The sequence below is a fragment of the Lonsdalea britannica genome (genome assembly GCF_946477055.1).
GTDB lineage: Bacteria > Pseudomonadota > Gammaproteobacteria > Enterobacterales > Enterobacteriaceae > Lonsdalea > Lonsdalea britannica_A.
Genome location: NZ_CAMKXG010000284.1, coordinates 1 through 4,053, shown reverse-complemented (window position 1 = coordinate 4,053; position 4,053 = coordinate 1). Strand labels below are relative to the sequence as shown.

Annotated in this window: 4 protein-coding genes; 1 reads left to right on the top strand and 3 read right to left on the bottom strand. The window is 49.4% G+C overall.

Annotated elements, in window-relative coordinates; all coding sequences use genetic code 11:
* The 3 genes from mnmA to rluE all read right to left on the bottom strand — a co-directional run.
* A partial coding sequence (gene mnmA / locus Q7O77_RS15260) for a tRNA 2-thiouridine(34) synthase MnmA (RefSeq protein ID WP_304169291.1) occupies positions 1-632 on the bottom strand: 632 nt, incomplete at its 3' end.
* Between the two features lie 110 nt (positions 633-742).
* On the bottom strand, positions 743-1,189 hold the full coding sequence (locus Q7O77_RS15255) for an NUDIX hydrolase (RefSeq protein ID WP_304169288.1): 447 nt from the start codon (positions 1,187-1,189) through the stop codon (positions 743-745).
* Complete coding sequence (gene rluE, locus Q7O77_RS15250; protein WP_304169285.1) at positions 1,182-1,808, bottom strand: 23S rRNA pseudouridine(2457) synthase RluE; 627 nt, start codon at positions 1,806-1,808, stop codon at positions 1,182-1,184. The genes Q7O77_RS15255 and rluE overlap by 8 nt, the downstream gene beginning before the upstream one ends.
* A gap of 129 nt (positions 1,809-1,937) precedes the next feature.
* Here rluE and icd point away from each other — a divergent pair, with 129 nt between their 5' ends.
* Positions 1,938-3,191, top strand: a complete 1,254-nt coding sequence (gene icd, locus Q7O77_RS15245; protein ID WP_304169283.1) for an NADP-dependent isocitrate dehydrogenase — start codon at positions 1,938-1,940, stop codon at positions 3,189-3,191.
* Positions 3,192-4,053: the final 862 nt, after the last annotated feature.

Below are 4,053 nucleotides of genomic sequence, written 5' to 3'. Positions count from 1 at the left end.
AGGAAGTCGCGGAATTTGCGTTCGCCGATGAAGCAGATCCCGGTAGAGTCTTTTTTCTTAGCGGTTGCCAGTTCTAACTGCTCGGCGATCTTACGCACCTCGGGTTTTTCCAGTTCGCCGACCGGGAACAGGCTCTGGGCCAACTGCTCATGGCTGAGCGTGTACAGGAAATAGCTCTGGTCCTTGTTGCCATCCAGACCGCGTAAGAGACGACTTTTACCGTCGATATCCTGACGGCGCACGTAGTGGCCGGTGGCGATGTAATCCGCACCCAAATCTTCGGCGGCGAATTCCAGGAACGCTTTGAATTTGATTTCCTTGTTGCACAGGATATCGGGGTTAGGCGTACGACCGGCTTTGTACTCTTCCAGGAAGTGCTCGAACACGTTGTCCCAATATTCCGCCGCGAAATTGACGGTATGCAGTTCCATGCCGAGTTTGTCGCAGACGGCCTGCGCATCGGCCAAATCGGCAGCGGCAGAACAGTATTCCGTGTCGTCGTCCTCCTCCCAGTTTTTCATGAACAGGCCTTCGACCTGATAACCCTGTTGTTGGAGGAGGTATGCGGAAACGGAAGAATCAACGCCGCCGGACATGCCGACAATGACTTTTTTCTGGCTGTTATCTGACATGACAGTCTCGCGAATAGAAAATATTTAATGCAACAAATAAGGACAAAATGACAGGCCGCATAGGGTAGCACATTGGCCGCAGCGTCGCACCACGGCCAGTGAGGTTAGGCTTAATAGGGCCAGTTGAACGCGCCCAGCGCGCTCAAGGGGTAGCGGGTGCCGCTTTGATAGCAGCGAATACTTTCCGCAACCAACGGTGAGCGCAATCTGTCTGAGTGGAGAATTTCCTCGGCGGTCAGCCAGTGACAGCAATCGATATCGCTGTCCTGAGGCGCGGTGGCGACCTGTTGTGGCAGATCAATCGTAAAGCTGAAGCGCAGGAAGGGCGTACCGTCCGGCGCCACCCATTGATGAAGCTGGAGGAAATGCTGAGGCTGCGCTTTGACTCCGGTTTCTTCATACAGCTCGCGGCTGGCGGCTTGAATCAGCGTCTCTTCGGCTTCGAGATGACCGGCTGGCTGGTTCCAAAGGCTTCTTCCGTTGACGGTTTCTTCCACCACCAAAAAACGGCCTTCTGCCTGGACGATGTTGGCGACGGTGACATGAGGTTTAAACATGCGTGATTTCCTTCCATTCCCCGGGCGATAACCCGGCTAGAGTCTGATTAGCCATACTGTAGCGGATTAAGCGCAGCGTTGGGAAACCAATGTGAGCCGTCATGCGACGGACCTGCCGGTTGCGACCTTCCTGCAACGTAATTTTCAACCAGCTAACCGGGATAGCTTTTCGCTCGCGTATCGGCGGATTGCGCGGCCATAACCAATTTGGTTCATCCACTAATTCGACGCCAGCGGGCAGGGTGATGCCGTCGTTGAGCGTCAATCCCGCGCGAAATCGCGCCAGCGCCTCGGCGTCGGGAATGCCTTCAACCTGCGCGTAATAAATTTTGGCTGTTTTCTTTCCCGGCTGGGTCAGGCGCGCTTGCAATGCGCCATCATTGGTGAGCACCATAAGTCCTTCACTGTCGCGATCCAGACGTCCGGCGGCATAAATGTCGCCGATGGGAATAAAGTCTTTCAACGTGGCGCGGCCTGAGTCATCAGTGAACTGGGAAAGCACATCGAAAGGTTTGTTGAACAGGATGATTCGACGCGGTTTCGGTGCCGCAGTTTTTTTCGCGGTAGAACGTGAACTGAATCGTTTAAGTTTGTGATTTTTAACAGGGATTTTATTCATTTTATTAATGGCTGAGAATGACAAAGCCATTATACTCGAAAGGGTTGCGGTTGGCGCGGGTTTGATATTCCAGTAGTATTGACACGCATATTACATCTCATTAACAAAATGCGCTCGAAGGAGAGGTTAATGGAAAGCAAAGTAGTTGTACCGGCTAATGGTCAGAAGATTACGGCAGATGTAGAAGGAAAATTGGTTGTGCCGAATAACCCGATTATTCCCTTTATCGAAGGGGATGGTATCGGTGTCGACGTCACGCCAGCGATGATCAATGTTGTTGATGCCGCAGTCAAAAAGGCTTACTCGGGTCAGCGCGAGATTTCCTGGATGGAAATTTACACCGGCGAAAAGTCAACACAGGTCTACGGTAAAGATGTGTGGCTGCCGGAAGAAACACTGGATCTTATTCGCGAATACCGCGTCGCCATCAAAGGCCCACTAACCACGCCCGTCGGCGGGGGGATCCGCTCTCTCAACGTCGCCCTCCGTCAGCAGCTTGATCTCTATATTTGCCTTCGTCCGGTTCGCTACTTTGACGGCACGCCAAGCCCCGTAAAACACCCGGAACTGACGGACATGGTGATTTTCCGTGAAAATGCCGAAGATATTTATGCGGGCATCGAGTGGAAAGCCGGTTCGGCTGAAGCGGACAAAGTCATCAAGTTCCTGCGTGATGAAATGGGCGTCACCAAAATTCGTTTCCCGCAGCAGTGCGGCATCGGGATCAAACCGTGTTCCGAAGAGGGCACCAAACGCCTGGTTCGCGCAGCCATCGACTACGCCATCACCAACGAGCGCGATTCCGTGACGCTGGTGCACAAAGGCAACATCATGAAATTCACCGAAGGCGCTTTCAAAGACTGGGGTTACCAGTTGGCGAGAGAAGAGTTTGGCGGTGAACTGATTGACGGCGGTCCGTGGGTGAAAATCAAAAATCCAAAGACCGGCAAAGATATCGTCGTCAAAGATGTGATCGCAGATGCGTTCCTGCAACAGATTCTGCTGCGCCCGGCGGAATATGACGTTATCGCCTGTATGAACCTGAACGGCGACTATATTTCTGACGCATTAGCGGCACAGGTTGGTGGTATCGGTATCGCTCCCGGCGCGAATATTGGCGATGAATGCGCTTTGTTCGAGGCGACGCACGGCACTGCGCCAAAATATGCGGGTCAGGATAAAGTGAACCCGGGTTCCGTTATTCTCTCTGCTGAAATGATGCTGCGTCATTTAGGCTGGTTCGAAGCCGCGGATTTGATTATCAAAGGCGTAGAAGGCGCGATTAAAAATAAAACCGTGACCTATGACTTTGAACGTCTGATGGATGGGGCGAAACTACGAAAATGTAGTGAGTTTGCTGACGATATTATTGAGAATATGTGATTAGGTTTAGGTCATACGAAGCTGTTAACCCTGATGGCACCCAATAGCATGGTCAATATATCATGATGTCATTTCAACAGGCTTGACGCACTGGCAATAGCCCTGCTGTGTATATCCGCAGTGGGGCTTTTGATAGGATACCAAGATTGTAGGGAATTGTGTAATTGACTTGTTTTGATGTGTTCACTTTAGCTATGGAGATAGGCAATTTATGGATGAAAAAAAATTAAAGCCCTCGCAGGTTGAGCTGGATGAAGGTCACAAAACTAAGACTGATTCAATACGTTTTCCTGCATGCTACGAATTAAACAGTCAAAACGGTACTCAATTTTGGGCATGGTAAAAAAGTTCGAATCAGGTTTGATGACACTGAATCGCCATTTTATCGAGTTTTAAGTGTGTGAATATAACAGTGATCATTCCCATGGACCAGAACTGTTTTTCTGGAGAAACCTAAAAATCGGCTAGTATTGCTTGATTACCATAGCTCAAGTATAGCGTGGGGTGTGGTAATAAAACTTTATGCTATGTCTATTTCCATGCCACAAACGTGGTAATGCAGCTTTTGCACTTCCTCCTGTACGCTTCACATCTTAATGTCAGCAAGCGGCTATATTTTTTAATTCATCCATGAGTCTTAATTATGGTTTGTGAGGTACGTTCTGATTGTGGTGAAACTATAACCTCTGCTGCTTTCTGGAATGCTTTGTTTAACATCGTTGAATCTTGGTGGCTATACCCATACAGATTAGTAGCCCCATCCATTTACCTTTGATTATGGACTTCGATAGATCTGATTCTTCATTAAATCAGTCAAATTTTATGAAAGAATCAGATTCTATAGAATAAGATGAAAGCTTAG